Consider the following 14,006-nt stretch of genomic DNA (forward strand, 5'->3'; position numbering starts at 1 on the left):
CCCCCCCCCCCCCCCCCCCCCCCCCCCCCCCGGCCCCCCCCCCCCCCCCCCCCCCCCCCCCCCCCCCCCCCCCCCCCACGAAGCCGAGAATTTCGCCACGGCGGATATGGAGCGACAATTTGTCGAGAATGACCTTGTCGCCGAAGGAGACGGTGACGTCGTGCGCAGAAAGCACGATTTCGTCCTCGTCGGCCCTTTGCGTAGTCGTGGTCGGCTTTGTGCCAAGCAGCGCCATGTCAGAACTCGATCGCTGCGTAGAACATGGCGAAAAGCCCGTCGAGGATGATCACCACGAAGATCGACTTCACCACCGAAGCAGTCACATGCTGCCCGAGCGATTCGGCGCTGCCGCCGACCTTCATGCCTTCGACCGAGGCGATCGTGCCGATGATCATGGCCATGAACGGCGCCTTGATCAGCCCGGCAAAGATGGTGCTGAGATCGATGGCAACGCGCAGCCGGTCGATGAAGGCGGCCGGTGCGATGTCGGAGTAGAGCCATGCCGCCAGTATGCCGCCGCCGAGTGCGGCGAAATTGGCAATGATCGTCAGGCAAGGCAGTGCGATCACCAGCGCGACCAGCCGCGGAAACACCAGAACGCCGATCGGATTGAGCCCGATGACCTTCAGCGCGTCGACCTCCTCGCGCATTTTCATCGAGCCGATTTCAGCCGTGATGGCGCTGCCCGAACGGCCGGCGATCATGATCGCAGTCATCAGCACGCCGAGCTCGCGCAGGATCAGCACGCCGACAAGGTCGACGACGAAGATATCGGCGCCGAAATAGCTGAGCTGATAGGCGCCTTGCTGGGCGACGATCGCCCCGACGATGGCCGACATCAGCACAACCACCGGGATAGCGCCGACGCCCATGCGGTCCATCTGGTTGAAGATCGCCGCCGGATTGACCGCATGGCCGCGGCCAAGCTTCATCTGCGCGCCGCGTATCGTGGCGCCTAGTATGTTCATCGCGGCCAGGAAATCGTCACGCATCTCATAGACGCGGCGGCCAACCGCCTCGAGCGCGCGAATGACGATGTTCGGCGGCCCAACGATGCCGGAATCAGGTTCGCGTCGAACGGCGTCGCCGACGGCGCCGAGCAGGATCGAGGCAACCTCGCTTTGCCCCTGCATCGTGATTTTCACACCCTGCTTTTCGAAGGCGCTGACCAGACGGTCGATCACCCAGGCCCCGGCGGTGTCCATCTTCTCGATATGCGAGAGGTCGAGCGCCAGCGTCTGAAAGCCGCTGCGTTGCTCGATCTTGCGCATCTCGGCATCGACGAGCGCCACGGTGCGTGTCGTCCAGGTGCCGGAGAAAGCGCAGCCGAGGACGCCGCCGTCCTCGCCGACCACAACGCGCGGCTGGTGGTCGGCCTCCTTGGCGGTCGTGCCGCTTGCGTCGCGTTTGCGGATCGTCAACATGGCGTCCTGTTTAGCCTGACGGGCCGATCTGTTTAACCTGACAGAACCCACCTGTCGATTTGCCGACAAGATTGTTGTCGCACAGCCGGAGCAGAAAAATATGGCGCGTGTCATTTCGGTCGAGTCCGAGCGCTTTCCTATCGCCGGGACCTTCACCATCTCGCGCGGTTCGAAAACCGAAGCCGAGGTCGTCACAGTGACGATCCGCGAGGACGGCCAGAGCGGGCGCGGCGAATGCGTCCCCTACAAACGCTATGGCGAAACCATCGAGGGTGTGCGCGATGCGATCGAAGCTATGCGGGAGCAGATTGCGGGCGGCATCAGCCGGGCCGCGCTGCTCGACGCCATGCCGGCAGGCGCGGCGCGCAACGCCGTCGACTGCGCGCTGTGGGACCTGGAGGCGAAGATCACAGGCAAGCCGGTGGCTTCCAGCATCTGCACGGCGCCGCCGAGGGCGCTCGAAACGGCTTACACGCTATCGCTCGGCGAGCCCGAAGCCATGGCAGCCCAGGCCCGCGCCAATGCCCTGCGCCCTCTTCTCAAGGTCAAGATCGGCGGCGACAACGACATGGCCCGCATCCGCGCGGTCAGGGAGGCGGCACCGGCGAGCCGCATCATCCTGGACGCCAATGAGGGCTGGAGCGACGACAACATCGTTGCAAACCTGGCCTTTGCAGTCGGACACGGCATCGCGCTGATCGAACAGCCGCTGCCGGCGGGCCGTGATGGCATCCTTCGCAACATCGCCCATCCGGTGCCGATCTGCGCCGATGAAAGCCTGCATGAGGCCAAAAACCTTGCCTCGCTGGTCGGCCTTTACGATGCGGTCAACATCAAGCTCGACAAGTCGGGCGGCTTGACCGCTGCCCTCGTCCTTCGCGATCGCGCCCGCGAACTGGGTTTTGGCGTCATGGTCGGCTGCATGGTCGGCACGTCATTGGCCATGGCGCCGGCGGTGCTGTTGGCCCAGGATGCCGAGTTCGTCGATCTCGACGGTCCGCTGCTGCTGGCCCGCGACCGTGCGCCTGGCCTTGTCTACCAAGGTTCGCTGGTGTCACCGCCCGATCCGGCGCTGTGGGGCTGAACGCGCCGCAAGCCCGATCAGCACAAGGCCGACCAGGGCGATCGGGATCATGGCAAAAAAGCCGTCGACGCCGAAGCGGTCGTAAAGCGGGCCGCACAGGAGCGTCACCACAGCGGTGAAAAAGCCGTTGGAGAAATAGGCGATGCCTTGCGCGGCCCCGGTGCGTTCCTCCGCGACCGTCTCACCGATCATTTTCTGCAGGCCGATCAGCACCAGCGCCACCGAGACCGCGTGCAGCGTCTGGACTGCGAAAAACCCGCCTACACCAAGGCCGAGCGGCCAGATCAAGGGAAAGGCGATCCAGCGCACGATCGCGCCTATTCCCGCCATCACCATGATCGACACGACCGAGAAGGAGCCGAAAACCCGGGTAAAGATCATGAACATGCCGATCTCGGCCAGGACACCCCAACCCCAAAGCAGCCCGACCACAGAATCGCCGATGCCGATCGATTTCCAGTAGATCGAGACGAAGCCGTAGAAAAACGCGTGGCTGGCGGTGATGACGCCGACGCCGACGGAGAAATACAGGAAATAGCCATTGAGGAGTTTTGGCGCCGATTGCTGGATGTCGGCAGCCGAAAGCGGCGAGGCACGGCGGGGACGGCCGAGCCGCGGCGCGATCAGTGCGACGACAAGTGCGGCGCCAAACGCCACGAAGATGATCACCGGAACAGCTTGGGCGCCGCTCGCCGACAGGATAAAACCGCCGGCGAGATTTGCGCACAGATAGGAGATCGATCCCCATTTGCGCATGTTGGCATAATTCGAGCCGAAGCGACGCACCCCCGACAGCGCCAGCGAATCGGCGATCGGCGAATGCGGCGTCCAGGCGACAGTGAGGGCCAGCGAAACGGCCAGCACCATGGCATAGGTCGGCGTCAGGAAATAACCGGCGGACAGCGCCAGCGATGCGGCCGTCAGCGCGACATAGACATGGGCGCGGTCGCTCGCCCTGTCGGCCAGTGCCGTAAGCAATGGCGTCGTCACCACGCGCAGGAACATCGGTGCCGCGAGAATGATCGCTATCTGCTCGGCATCAAAACCGTTTGCCTGCAGCCACAACGGAAAGTACGGCAAATGTATCCCGAGCGGCACGAAAAGCGTGAAGAAGATCAGGCCCATGCGCAACTCGAAATGACGCGGCTTGACGAGCTGTTCGGGTGAAAGCGGCGGCAGGGAGGACATCAGCAGGCAATCCGTCGGCGCAGCATTCGACCGGCCGGCCAGCCAACGCACGCCGATCCCATAACATGGCGAAAAAAGCGATGAAACCGCTGCGCTAAAGCGCGTCGCGTTTGACCGGCCTCATGCGACGCGCTTTAGGTTCTTGTTTATGCATGTCGTTATCGCAAAACCGCTGCACACCCTCGGGTCAGGCCCGAGGGCATGCTTTTGCGCGACATGCATGGACGCATCATCGCGTCAGGCAGCCTGGACTGCCCTGCCCTTGATGCCGACGATGTCGATCGGCACCAGCACTTCGCCGCCGGCCGGAGCCTCCGGCAGGACATGTGCCCAGTGCAGGATTTCCATCTGGCCGCCGAAATGCTCGACCACCGCGGTGCAGCTCTCCACCCAGTCGCCGGTGTTGATGTATTGCACGTCCTCATAATTTTCGATCGCGGCATGGTGGATGTGGCCGCAGATCACGCCGTCGACATGCGAGCGGCGCGCTTCCTCGGTTAGCATGGTCTGGAAAGAGCCGATGAAATTCACCGCCTTCTTGACGTTGACCTTGGCCCAGGACGAAAACGACCAGTAAGGCAGGCCAAGCAGCTGGCGAAGCCGCGTCACCACGCGGTTGACCAGCATCGCCGCGTCATAGGCGTAGTCGCCGAGATAGGCCAGCCAGCGCGCATTGTGGACGACGGTGTCGAACTGGTCGCCATGGATGACAAGAAAGCGTTTGCCGTCGGCGGTCTCGTGGACGACGCGGTCTGCGACGACGATGCCGCCGAAATGCACGCCCTGGAACTGGCGCGCGAATTCGTCGTGATTGCCGGCGATGTAGGTGATACTGGCGCCCTTGCGCGCCTTGCGCAGCAATTTCTGGACGACGTCATTGTGGCTTTGCGGCCAGTGCCAGTTCCGTCTCAGCCGCCAGCCGTCGACGATGTCGCCGACGAGATAGATGATATCGGCGTCGTGATGGCGCAGGAAATCGATCAGGAACTCGGCCTTCGCCGCCTTCGATCCGAGATGGACGTCGGAGATGAACATGCTGCGGAAAGTGCGGGGCTCTGCGCCAGGCATTGGATTCTCACCGTTGCTTCCGAACAGGCTATGCCTCGATTCATGCAACAACCGTATGACGGTTGCGATTGGTCCAGCCCCAAGGGTAGGTTGCGACCCAAATCAGAGGAGAAATCGCCATGGATCTCGGTATTCGCGGAAAAAAGGCCATCGTCTGTGCTTCGAGCAAAGGCCTTGGGCGCGGTTGCGCCATGGCGCTGGCCGAAGCCGGCTGCGACCTGGTCGTCAACGGGCGCAACGCCGACCAACTGGCCAAGACCGCCGCCGAACTGCGCGAAAGATTTGGCGTTGAGGTGACCGAGATCGTCGGCGATGTGTCGAAGCCCGAGGTGCAGAAGGCGCTGCTTGCCGCCTGTCCCGATCCCGATATCCTCGTCAACAACAATGGCGGACCGCCGCTTCGCAATTTCCGCGAGCTCGACCGCGAAAAGATCCTCGAAGGCGTCACCCAGAACATGGTGACCCCGGTCGAACTGGTTCAGGCTGTGATCGACGGCATGGCCGAGCGCGGCTTCGGCCGCATCGTCAACATCACCTCGCTGTCGGTCTATGTTCCCATTCCCGGGCTCGATCTGTCGTCGGGCGCGCGCGCCGGCCTGACCTCGTTCCTTGCCGGCGTCGCGCGGACGGTGATCGACCGCAATGTGACGATCAACAACATGCTGCCGGGCAAGCTCGACACCGACCGGCTGCGTCCCCCGCATGAAGCCGGCATACCGGAAGATCCGGCTGCTGCTGCCGCACGCAAGACCCAGGCAGCAGTCAACATTCCGGCCAAGCGGCTCGGCACGCCGGAGGAATTCGGCCAGATTTGCGCCTTCCTGTGCTCGGTTCACGCCGGCTACCTGACCGGGCAGAACATACCGGTGGATGGCGGCCTCTACGTCAGCGCGTTTTAGTGGCAGAATCCAGGGTTGATAGCGGCTGGGAGCGGCTTTCCGACCGTCTTTCACGACGGATCCCGAGGCTTGCTGCGGCCGCCCCTGATCCGCCTCCACGCTCTGATGAGAGTGCGACTAGTCTCGCCCCATCAGCGTTTTGATCAGCGTCTCGGCGAGCCAGCTTTCATATTCGTCCGAAGACCAACCCCGCTCCAACACGAGCATGCGATATACGTCGCGGCCGGTATACATCCATAGGATGTCGCGCACGCGGGCTAAGCCGAGTTGGCGCGCGACAGTGACGGATGCGACGAGAAGGTTGGCACGCGCTTCCTGGAGCTTGAAGCGGACGGTCTCCAACTCCGTCTCGATCGCCTTCAGCTCGGGAGACAGGGCCGAGACGCCTCGCATAAGGCCGATCTCCTCACGTTCAGCATCAAGGATGACCCGAGAGATCGAGGCAGTAATACGCAGAATTTCCTCGGGGTCTCTCGCGTTCTCGGCCTGCTTAGCTATCTCCGCATAGCGCGGGCCGAAGAAGGAACGGTCGACCACGGCTCTTAGAATGCCGGTCTTCGACTGGAACAGGGCATAGACGGTCGGTGCCGAAACACCGGCGGCTGATGAGATGTCATTAATCGTGACCTTTTCCACTCCGCGCGCAGTAAAAAGCTCTTTCGCCACATCGAGAATGCGTTGGCGCGTGCCGGAAGCGCGCTCCGACCGCAACCGTGCGTCGTAGCGCCTGCGGGTCTTTGAATTGTCATTCATATTGGATATAGTAAGCTATACCCAATATAACCGCCAGATCATTGAATCAGTAGGCTGGAAGGAGGAGCAGCATGATCGAGTTTGTGCCGATAAACCTCTGGGGGATCGGAACTGCGGTACTCGCAGCCTGGGTTGTCGCTGGGCTTTGGTATTCGCCGCTGCTCTTCATCCGACCGTGGGCCGAGATGTCGGGCGTCGACGGCGTGAAATTCGCCGCTGGCCTGCGGCGGGCGATTGCGGTCGACCTTGCCTCGTTTGCGGTCATGGCGTTTATCCTCGATCAGGTACTTCACGCCTGGGGCGCGCTGACGATCGTCTCGACCGTCCTCTGCACTTTCCTGCTCTGGCTCGGCTTCGTCGCTGTCACGCTGTTGCATTCGGTGACCTATGAGCACCGGCCTCTGCGCTATTATGCGATCAATGCCGGCTATCGCTTGGTCAGCATGGTGGCAATGGGTGTGATCCTGACCGTGTTACGGTAACAAAGGCGCTGTTGTCGACCTGTTCCAGGCATCCGGATTTGCTCGCACTGCGGCGCAAGTTGACCCAAAGGCGACCTTCCGGAACCGATTTTCCTTCCCCAAACCGGACTTTGAACGCAACCAGCGCTCATAACCCGAAGCGGCCAAATATCAGATGGAACATTCGACCATGTGCGGGGCAGTGCTAAAAGGTGACGAGCGGGTTTACGGCCGTGTCGCGATTCTAACGAAAAATTCCAAGCGCTGGCATTGGCACTTTATGGATGACGTGTGGCTGTTGCTGTCCGCCGGTTTTCTAGGCTTGATGAGAGGCTAGGTAAGCAAAATGAGCGATGTGGACGAACACCTCGATCTGACGGAGATCAACGCCGTCCGCAGGTTGTTGACGTCAAAGCCACGACCGGTGGACTGGGGCGAACGCCGGGCGCGGCTCGACGAGGTTGGTTCGGTGTGGCCGATTGCGGACGACATCCGATGCGAGGATGCGGTTCTCGACGGCCTTGGGGGAGAGTGGTCGCTAGCGCCTGAGAGTGACAGGGATAAGGTTCTGCTCTTCTTCCACGGTGGTGGCTACTGCTCCGGCTCTCTCCAAAGTCATCGTCGAATGGTGACCGAGGCAGGTCGAGCAATGGGAATGCGCACCCTCGCGATCGACTATCGACGCGCACCGGAACATCCTTTCCCTGCGCAACATGAAGACGCACTCACCGCATGGCGCTTTCTGAGCCGGCAAGGGATCGCGCCGGACCGCATCGTGGTTGGCGGAGACAGTGCGGGCGGCAACCTCACCCTGTGCTTGGTCAATATATTGTGCGCGGCAGGGGAGCGGTTGCCGCGATGTCTTTGGCTGGTCTCGCCCTGGACGGACCTTTCGATGGCCGGCGCGACACTATCAACTAAGGACGCAATCGACCCTATCATCCACCGGGCGTATTTGGAGGAACTGGCCACCGCCTATGTTCCCCATGGCGTTGGTCGGCGCGATCCCCTGATCTCGCCGTTGTTCGCCGATCTGAGCGGATTTCCCCCAATGCTGATACAAGTCGGTTCGGCCGAGGCGCTGTTGTCGGACGCAACTCGGCTCGCGGAAGCCGCTGGCGCGGCTGACGTCAAAGTACGTCTCGAAATTTGGCCGTATATGATTCACGCTTGGCCGGTTTGGAATGCAGGATTGAGTGCCGGTCGCCGCACTCTTCACAGCGCGGGCGTGTTTGTCCGCGAATATTTATAACCCTGGGTGAGGCATCTGCTGGCGCCACTTTCTCGTTCCCAATCGACGAGACGAATGACAGCATTCCGCAGGCTGCACCCGTTGCAGACATCAAACTGGGCGATGGCGGCCTCTACGTCAGCGCGTTTTAGTACCTAACGCTTGGTACCCGCTGGGAACGCCAGGAGGCGATCCATCTCGGCCGTTCTTGTCAGGAAGTGACGGCTCTGAACGCAGGCGTTGCAGGTGCCGTGCCAGACCAAAAGGAGCCGATTTATCGTCCGAAGTCTCAAAGACATCGGCTGCGCTGCGAGGGGCGGGTGTGGTGTTGAGCAGCGGGGCTATGATGGCCCCTTCCCGCGCCGGCCGCCGCTACAGTGCATAGGGCCATTCGTCCGGCACGAAGCGATAGGCGTCGCCATCGCGCGCCACATGGCCGATGCCGGGGAACGGCAAATGCATGCCGGCGATCAGCATCCGGTCAGCAGCGACCCGGTCGAGCGTCCGCTTGCGCGTTTCGGCAGCCAGCTTGGAATCGACATCGAAGGCGATGCTCCAGTCCGGGCGCGCGAACTGGTAGGTCGCCATGTGCACGACATCGCTCCAGATGAACAGCGCCTCGCCGTCCGATTCCACGATGAAGCCGGCATGGCCCGGAGTGTGGCCGGGCAGCGGCACGGCGCGGATCGCGCCGACCGCCTCGCCCTCGCCACCCACCTGCCGCACGCGGTTCGCATAGGCGGCGGCGGCCTGGCGGGCGCCGATGAAGAACGGCCTTGCCCCATCCGGCGCCTGGTTCATGTTCGCGTCGTCATGCCAGAAGGCGTAATCGGCGGCGGTGACGACGAGCTCGGCATTGGGAAACAGCGCCTGGCCGGCGGGAGTCAGAACGCCGTTGATATGGTCGGGATGCATGTGGGTAATCAGCAATGTATCGATCTGGTCCGGAGAGACGCCGGCCGCCTCGATAGCGGCCGGAAGTCGGCCGAGTGACGGGCCCATGCTGTCCGACGTACCGGCGTCGACGAGCACCAGACGGTCGCCCAGATTGATAAGATAGGCATTGACCGGTGCGCGGCGCGGTCCGGGCTTCTGGAAGCTGGCCTCAGCCAGCCGCTCCGCATCGGCCTCAGCGAGCCCGATGACCAGCTCGGAACCAAGGTCGATATAGCCATCTAGTAGCGCCGTAACCTGGACCGATCCCACGTTGCGGCGCAGCGCGCCAAGCGTTGCGGCGTCGACCAGCGGCGCGCGGGCCATCGCCGGAACGGAGACATTGGCTAGGAGAGTGCCGCCGGTTAGGCCGGCACCGGCGAGAAAATGACGGCGGGAAAGCGGCATTGCATCGTCTCCAGTTTGGGGATCTAGAGCTCCAGGCGGAGCAAGGCGGGTCTATGCCATAGGCTCAGCTTTTTGAACTTGCCAATTCATAATATGTCTTATTACTCTTGTTTATTAATCACGACGGAGAGTTGCCATCATGGACCGCTTGACCGAGCTGACCAGCTTCGTACGCGCCTGTGATACCGCCAGCTTCTCGGCGGCAGCGCGCGAGTTGGGCTTGAGCCAGCCGGCCGTCAGCCAGCAGATCCGTGCACTGGAAACGCGTCTAGGCGTCCGGCTCTTTGACCGTACGACCCGCCATGTTTCGCCGACGGAAGCCGGCCGGCGTTATCTGGAGCGCGCCCGCGACATCATTGAGCGCATCGAGGAGGCGGACCGCAGCGTCGGCTGCCTCGAATCGAAGATGTGCGGACGTCTTGCCGTCGGCGCGCCGGCCAGCTTCGGCGCCGGCGTGCTTGGCAGCTATCTGATCGAGTTCAAGCGCGCCTATCCGGAACTGTTGCTCGACGTGGCGCTGACCGACAGTTTCGTCGATGTGATCGCAGAGGGGCTCGACGTGGCGATCCGTATGGGGACCATCGATGACGACCGGCTGATCGTGCGCAAGCTCGGCGTGATCGGGCGCTGCCTTGCGGCAACGCCAGAGTATCTCGACCGCAGGGGCCGGCCGCGACGCCCGGAAGATCTCGCCGACCATGATTATCTGCTTTACGCCCACATCAGGAAGCGCGATGTCGTGCCGCTCACCGGCCCGGGCGGCGAAAAGGCCGAGGTGCGAATCCGGCCGGCCATGCGCTCCGACAATTCGCTGCTCAATCATCAGGCGTTGCTGTCCGGCGTCGGCATCGGCCTCGGGCATAGGGTGATACTCGATCCGCTCATCGCCGAAGGCTTGCTCGAACATGTGCTGCCGGACTGGCACTATGCGCCGCACCATGTGCATGCGGTCTATCCATCGAACCGCTTCATTCCGTTGAAGGTTAGGCGGTTCGTTGCCGGATTCGCCGACCACCTCGCCGCGATGGGTGCGTTCATCGATGACAAAAAAGCAGGTACATCCAAGGAAACGGCGCCGGCCCAGTGAAGTCCGACGTTTGTACGCGCAGGGAAATGGCGGAGACGGGAGAGTCAAGATGTGGCGCGGCGGAGATAGGCGTAACCCGCAACCGGGGGGTGAGTAGCTGTCGGGTGGACGGTAGCCGCAAAGCCTGGAGGCGGTCGACCTGACACCGTTGCGGCTGCTGCTCCCGCAGGACACATGAACTGCCCTTGATGATCATTCCTCCGGACGATCGAGAAACCGCTTCACGGCGTCGAGGAACACACCGCGTCCTGCGGCGTCGCGGTCGAGATGCACGAAGTGGGTAGCGTCCGGGATGTTCAGGCGTTCCGCTTTTGGTGCTTCGTCCACAATTGCCTTCGCATCCTCCGGTCGGCTCCAGAAATCCCGTCCGGAACGGATGACCAGCACCGGCATGGTGAGCGCCGCCGCCGACCATTGCCGGCGATCGAACGCGAGTTCGAAGCTGTCGGCCATGGCGCCGCTCGGTGACCGGAAACTCGGCGGCTGGCGTGTCGACGCCGTCTCGTCGGCGGCGAGTGCCGCATCACCATAGGCCGCGGCCACCGCGGGATCGCGCCACTGAGCCTTGTCCGCGGCCGGGATGCTGTCGTCCCAGGCGGTGAACAGGCTCGGACGTGTATTCAGCCGATAACCGCCGAACGCATGGACATTGAACGTCCCGGGCCGATCCGGATTTTCGAGCGGCGAGCCAAGAGTGGGATGCTGGTCTGAGCCTCCATACAGGGTGTTGTAGAGGATGAGCCGATCAACCGTCTGCGGAAACCGGCTGGCATAGGCGCCGGCCCAATGCCCGCCGGTGGCCCAGCCGACGAGGCTGATCCTCGAAACGTCGCTCCATTTCTCGATGCCGTCGACCGCTGCGGAAATATCCGCCACGACGTCTTCGGTGCGCATCAGGGGAGCGGACTTGTCCGGCGGCCTGTCCATGGCCACAGGACGGCTCGATGCGCCGTAGCCGCGAAGATCCAGGACATAGACAACGTGCCCGCCCGCCGCGAGGTCGGCGGCAAGCGATCCGCCCGCAACAGGCAGATCGAAGGACGCGACGCCGGGCACGCGTGCGCCATGGATGAGGAGGACGGCGGACTTGGGTTCGGACGCTGCGCCAGGACGGCGCACCTCCCGGACGAAGAGGCGCTCGCCCGTCGGTAGTTCGACGAACCTGTCGGCCCTGACGAGATCCGGCTCGCCTGCCGGGACTGGAGCCGCAGCCATGATGGCTGCGGCGAGCACAAGGGGAAAGGCGGTGAAATGGGACATGATGATATCTCCGATCGCAATCGCGTTTCGCAAAGATTGCCAGCTATTCGATATCTTATCGATGACGTATTTGAGCGGCGTTTGATATCGTCAAGATATGGAACTTCGGCACTTGCGACATTTCCTCGCCGTTGCGGAGGAATTGCATATGGGGCGTGCCGCACTGCGGCTGGCCATGGCGCAGCCTCCGCTTAGTAAATCGATCGGTCGCCTGGAGAAAGAACTCGGCGTCAAACTGTTCGAGCGGGCCAACCGCCGCCTGACCTTGACGCGCGCCGGCGCGGCCTTCGTGGAGGAGGCGCGGGCATCGGTACTGCACGCCGATGCGGCGCTTCACGTCGCCCGCGCAGCGCATGACGGCGAAGCTGGCGAGATCAGGATCGGCTTCGTGTCGGCGGCTCTGTACGAACATCTGCCGCATCTCCTATCCCGGCTTCGCGAGACATATCCGGACATCCATCCAAAGCTCATCGAGGTGTCCACCAACGAGCAGATTGCGGCGCTGTCGCGGAATGAGATCGACATCGGTTTCGTGCATCCACCGCTCGGCACTGACGAACGTCTCGACGTCCATGGCTATCCTGCTGAAGATCTTATCGCGGTTCTGCCTGATGACCGGCACACGCACGGGGTGACGCTGACGGACATCGCCCGCCACGGGCTCATCATGTTTCCGGCTGCACAAGGCCCGGCACTCCACGCCCGCATCAGGGACACGTTCACCAGGGCTGGTCTCGAGGTGCGGATCGTCCAGGAGGCAACGCGGGCACTGACCATGCTCTCGCTCGTAGCCGCCGGCTTTGGCGCGGCGCTGCTGCCACGATCGACCCAGCGCCTTGTGTTTCAGGGCGTCCGCTATGTAGCGATCGCCGACGTATCGCTGCCCGCCTGGCCACTTGCGGTGATCGCGAAACGGCGGCCACGGCCGGCGATTGTCGATAGCGTCTGGAAACTGCTTGAGGCTCGTCCAGACGTGAGTTGACCGCCCGCGACTGGACACGCCCGGCCGCGCGACGCGCTCGATGACATCCGCACCGGCCGCGACAAGGCAGGTGAGGATTTCAGCGCAACAATCTGACTTGGAATGGTTTCCACGATCCTTCCCCCTAATGGCGGTTGCGTCATTTGGCATCGTGAAAAACCTGCGCTGCATGCCAAACCTCGACGAAGCCGCACTTTATTTCCACAAGCACCCACGCCCTGGAAAGCTTGAAATCCAGGCGACAAAACCGCTCGGCAACCAGCGCGACCTGGCGCTCGCCTATTCGCCCGGCGTGGCGGTGCCCTGTCTCGAAATCCGAGACTAGACGGCTGCCATAAGCTCCTTGCATTGGCCCAAATTGCGTCTTACGTTTGGCGCATCGATCAAGTGAGGGTATGATAATGCCGGAGACTGCAACCCTGTCCTCGAAGTTCCAGATATCGATCCCCAAGGCGATCCGGACCGCCCAGCATTGGGAAGCGGGTTTGACCTTGGCCTTCATCCCGAAGGGAACGGGCGTGCTACTCGTCCCTGTGCCGAAGCGGGAAGCGCTGAAGGGGCTGGCGAAGGGCGCTTCGGCGACGGAGTATCGCGACCGGTCGGACCGTTTCTGATGGTGCTCGTCGATACCTCGGCTTGGATCGAATGGCTGATAGGCTCTCCGACTGGAGAGCAGGTGGCAGAGCATCTGCCCGAGCGAGCCGACTGGCTTGTTCCGACCATTGTGCAGTTGGAACTCGCAAAATGGCTCACTCGCGAAGTAGGCGAAGACAAAGCCGATCAGACCATCGCCTTTACGCAGGTCTGTACGGTGGTCCCGCTTGACACGGAAATCGCCCTAGCGGCCGCCGAAGCCTGCCGGAAGCACAAATTGTCGACCGCAGATGCGATCATTTTCGCGACCGCTCGGGCGCATGACGCGACGCTCCTGACTTGCGACAATCATTTCGAGAGCCTGCCAGTCGTCACCCTCATCGAAAAGATCTAGCGCTGCCATTGTTGGGCCGCGGGGTGATGTCGGCTCCGGCAGCTCACGACCGAGGGCGTGTGAAAACTCGGCACGTCGGTCAAGACGTAGAATTTTCTCCTCCGCCCAAGCGAACAGAAGCGCGCTCGTATTCGATGCGGCTCGCGCGTGAAGGTCGTTTTCCACCGATAGTGTTGAAAAAGTCCGGGTTGCAGCGGTCCTGAAGCACTGATTCAATCTTCGTTGTAAGAGGAGATTGAG

Annotated in this window: 15 protein-coding genes and 1 pseudogene; 9 read left to right on the forward strand and 7 right to left on the reverse strand. The window is 62.5% G+C overall.

Annotation, left to right across the window (positions count from 1 at the left end):
• Window positions 1-235, reverse strand: a pseudogene (locus AC0L15_RS32525) (hypothetical protein); the annotation flags it as partial.
• Window position 236: 1 nt separating this feature from the next.
• Window positions 237-1,424 (reverse strand): ABC transporter permease, encoded by a 1,188-nt coding sequence (locus AC0L15_RS32530; RefSeq protein WP_027155114.1) that lies wholly within the window; start codon window positions 1,422-1,424, stop codon window positions 237-239.
• A gap of 100 nt (window positions 1,425-1,524) precedes the next feature.
• Here AC0L15_RS32530 and dgcA point away from each other — a divergent pair, with 100 nt between their 5' ends.
• Window positions 1,525-2,508 carry an N-acetyl-D-Glu racemase DgcA gene (dgcA, locus tag AC0L15_RS32535; protein ID WP_287247823.1) on the forward strand — a complete coding sequence of 328 codons (984 nt, stop codon included), beginning with the start codon at window positions 1,525-1,527 and terminating at the stop codon, window positions 2,506-2,508.
• Here dgcA and AC0L15_RS32540 read toward each other — a convergent pair.
• Both AC0L15_RS32540 and AC0L15_RS32545 read right to left on the reverse strand, forming a co-directional pair.
• The gene (locus AC0L15_RS32540) at window positions 2,479-3,696 is read right to left on the reverse strand and encodes an MFS transporter (RefSeq protein WP_287247824.1); all 1,218 of its coding nucleotides are present in this window, start codon (window positions 3,694-3,696) and stop codon (window positions 2,479-2,481) included. The genes dgcA and AC0L15_RS32540 overlap by 30 nt on opposite strands.
• A gap of 237 nt (window positions 3,697-3,933) precedes the next feature.
• Complete coding sequence (locus AC0L15_RS32545; protein WP_287247825.1) at window positions 3,934-4,764, reverse strand: UDP-2,3-diacylglucosamine diphosphatase; 831 nt, start codon at window positions 4,762-4,764, stop codon at window positions 3,934-3,936.
• 119 nt (window positions 4,765-4,883) lie between these two features.
• On the opposite strand from AC0L15_RS32545, the gene AC0L15_RS32550 reads away from it, so the two are divergent.
• Window positions 4,884-5,663 carry an SDR family oxidoreductase gene (locus AC0L15_RS32550; protein WP_473498352.1) on the forward strand — a complete coding sequence of 260 codons (780 nt, stop codon included), beginning with the start codon at window positions 4,884-4,886 and terminating at the stop codon, window positions 5,661-5,663.
• Between the two features lie 117 nt (window positions 5,664-5,780).
• On the opposite strand, the gene AC0L15_RS32555 is transcribed toward AC0L15_RS32550, so the two are convergent.
• Complete coding sequence (locus AC0L15_RS32555; protein WP_287247829.1) at window positions 5,781-6,374, reverse strand: TetR/AcrR family transcriptional regulator; 594 nt, start codon at window positions 6,372-6,374, stop codon at window positions 5,781-5,783.
• A gap of 113 nt (window positions 6,375-6,487) precedes the next feature.
• Between AC0L15_RS32555 and AC0L15_RS32560 the strand changes: the two genes are divergently transcribed.
• Together AC0L15_RS32560 and AC0L15_RS32565 are read left to right on the forward strand one after the other, a co-directional pair.
• Window positions 6,488-6,898: a DUF1761 domain-containing protein gene (locus AC0L15_RS32560; RefSeq protein ID WP_287247830.1), complete on the forward strand. Its 411-nt coding sequence runs from the start codon at window positions 6,488-6,490 to the stop codon at window positions 6,896-6,898.
• Between the two features lie 325 nt (window positions 6,899-7,223).
• Window positions 7,224-8,129, forward strand: a complete 906-nt coding sequence (locus AC0L15_RS32565; protein ID WP_027155121.1) for an alpha/beta hydrolase — start codon at window positions 7,224-7,226, stop codon at window positions 8,127-8,129.
• Window positions 8,130-8,480: 351 nt separating this feature from the next.
• Here AC0L15_RS32565 and AC0L15_RS32570 read toward each other — a convergent pair whose 3' ends face one another.
• Window positions 8,481-9,449 (reverse strand): MBL fold metallo-hydrolase, encoded by a 969-nt coding sequence (locus tag AC0L15_RS32570; RefSeq protein WP_473498354.1) that lies wholly within the window; start codon window positions 9,447-9,449, stop codon window positions 8,481-8,483.
• Between the two features lie 139 nt (window positions 9,450-9,588).
• Between AC0L15_RS32570 and AC0L15_RS32575 the strand changes: the two genes are divergently transcribed.
• Window positions 9,589-10,536: a LysR family transcriptional regulator gene (locus AC0L15_RS32575; RefSeq protein WP_287247832.1), complete on the forward strand. Its 948-nt coding sequence runs from the start codon at window positions 9,589-9,591 to the stop codon at window positions 10,534-10,536.
• Window positions 10,537-10,728: 192 nt separating this feature from the next.
• Here the strand turns inward: AC0L15_RS32575 and AC0L15_RS32580 are convergent, their stop codons facing one another.
• Window positions 10,729-11,796 carry an alpha/beta fold hydrolase gene (locus tag AC0L15_RS32580; protein ID WP_473498355.1) on the reverse strand — a complete coding sequence of 356 codons (1,068 nt, stop codon included), beginning with the start codon at window positions 11,794-11,796 and terminating at the stop codon, window positions 10,729-10,731.
• A 97-nt stretch (window positions 11,797-11,893) separates the two neighbouring features.
• Between AC0L15_RS32580 and AC0L15_RS32585 the strand changes: the two genes are divergently transcribed.
• The 4 genes from AC0L15_RS32585 (at window position 11,894) to AC0L15_RS32600 (ending at window position 13,766) form a co-directional block, all read left to right on the forward strand.
• Complete coding sequence (locus AC0L15_RS32585) at window positions 11,894-12,778, forward strand: LysR family transcriptional regulator (RefSeq protein ID WP_473498357.1); 885 nt, start codon at window positions 11,894-11,896, stop codon at window positions 12,776-12,778.
• A gap of 169 nt (window positions 12,779-12,947) precedes the next feature.
• Window positions 12,948-13,103 carry a hypothetical protein gene (locus tag AC0L15_RS32590; protein ID WP_287247835.1) on the forward strand — a complete coding sequence of 52 codons (156 nt, stop codon included), beginning with the start codon at window positions 12,948-12,950 and terminating at the stop codon, window positions 13,101-13,103.
• Between the two features lie 70 nt (window positions 13,104-13,173).
• The gene (locus tag AC0L15_RS32595) at window positions 13,174-13,392 is read left to right on the forward strand and encodes an AbrB/MazE/SpoVT family DNA-binding domain-containing protein (protein WP_268929459.1); all 219 of its coding nucleotides are present in this window, start codon (window positions 13,174-13,176) and stop codon (window positions 13,390-13,392) included.
• On the forward strand, window positions 13,392-13,766 hold the full coding sequence (locus AC0L15_RS32600; RefSeq protein ID WP_287247837.1) for a type II toxin-antitoxin system VapC family toxin: 375 nt from the start codon (window positions 13,392-13,394) through the stop codon (window positions 13,764-13,766). The genes AC0L15_RS32595 and AC0L15_RS32600 overlap by 1 nt, the downstream gene beginning before the upstream one ends.
• Window positions 13,767-14,006 lie beyond the last annotated feature (240 nt).

This window comes from Mesorhizobium sp. WSM4846 (assembly GCF_055811415.1).

What these genes read in the sequence shown, in the direction of transcription:
- AC0L15_RS32570 (WP_473498354.1), bottom strand. Translation starts at nt 9,449, where the DNA reads ATGCCGCTTTCCCGCCGTCATTTTCTCGCCGGTGCCGGCCTAACCGGC.
- AC0L15_RS32560 (WP_287247830.1), top strand. Translation starts at nt 6,488, where the DNA reads ATGATCGAGTTTGTGCCGATAAACCTCTGGGGGATCGGAACTGCGGTA.
- AC0L15_RS32585 (WP_473498357.1), top strand. Translation starts at nt 11,894, where the DNA reads ATGGAACTTCGGCACTTGCGACATTTCCTCGCCGTTGCGGAGGAATTG.
- AC0L15_RS32575 (WP_287247832.1), top strand. Translation starts at nt 9,589, where the DNA reads ATGGACCGCTTGACCGAGCTGACCAGCTTCGTACGCGCCTGTGATACC.
- AC0L15_RS32545 (WP_287247825.1), bottom strand. Translation starts at nt 4,764, where the DNA reads ATGCCTGGCGCAGAGCCCCGCACTTTCCGCAGCATGTTCATCTCCGAC.
- AC0L15_RS32550 (WP_473498352.1), top strand. Translation starts at nt 4,884, where the DNA reads ATGGATCTCGGTATTCGCGGAAAAAAGGCCATCGTCTGTGCTTCGAGC.
- AC0L15_RS32540 (WP_287247824.1), bottom strand. Translation starts at nt 3,696, where the DNA reads ATGTCCTCCCTGCCGCCGCTTTCACCCGAACAGCTCGTCAAGCCGCGT.
- AC0L15_RS32530 (WP_027155114.1), bottom strand. Translation starts at nt 1,424, where the DNA reads ATGTTGACGATCCGCAAACGCGACGCAAGCGGCACGACCGCCAAGGAG.
- AC0L15_RS32595 (WP_268929459.1), top strand. Translation starts at nt 13,174, where the DNA reads ATGATAATGCCGGAGACTGCAACCCTGTCCTCGAAGTTCCAGATATCG.
- dgcA (WP_287247823.1), top strand. Translation starts at nt 1,525, where the DNA reads ATGGCGCGTGTCATTTCGGTCGAGTCCGAGCGCTTTCCTATCGCCGGG.
- AC0L15_RS32590 (WP_287247835.1), top strand. Translation starts at nt 12,948, where the DNA reads ATGCCAAACCTCGACGAAGCCGCACTTTATTTCCACAAGCACCCACGC.
- AC0L15_RS32580 (WP_473498355.1), bottom strand. Translation starts at nt 11,796, where the DNA reads ATGTCCCATTTCACCGCCTTTCCCCTTGTGCTCGCCGCAGCCATCATG.
- AC0L15_RS32600 (WP_287247837.1), top strand. Translation starts at nt 13,392, where the DNA reads ATGGTGCTCGTCGATACCTCGGCTTGGATCGAATGGCTGATAGGCTCT.
- AC0L15_RS32565 (WP_027155121.1), top strand. Translation starts at nt 7,224, where the DNA reads ATGAGCGATGTGGACGAACACCTCGATCTGACGGAGATCAACGCCGTC.